Origin of the sequence: Brevundimonas sp. UBA7664 (genome assembly GCF_002483305.1) — a bacterium.
In the GTDB taxonomy this organism is placed as follows: domain Bacteria; phylum Pseudomonadota; class Alphaproteobacteria; order Caulobacterales; family Caulobacteraceae; genus Brevundimonas.
This window is the reverse complement of record NZ_DLHQ01000009.1, coordinates 530-733: the sequence shown is the minus strand read 5'-3', so window position 1 is coordinate 733 and position 204 is coordinate 530.

Sequence of the window (204 nt, the reverse complement as noted above, 5' to 3'; positions counted from 1 at the left end):
GCGTCCGCAAGGACGCGGCCCTTTTCGTTTCGCCCTCCGCTCGCCATGAAAAAGTCGCGCGGTCGGCGGGAACTGCCCGGACCACTCACGGGAGAACCAGGTCATGGGCGCGAGACTTTCCGGACCCGCCGGTCACGGCGGCAAGACCATCGATCAGAACGCCGACATCAACGTCACGCCCTTCGTCGACATCATGCTGGTGCT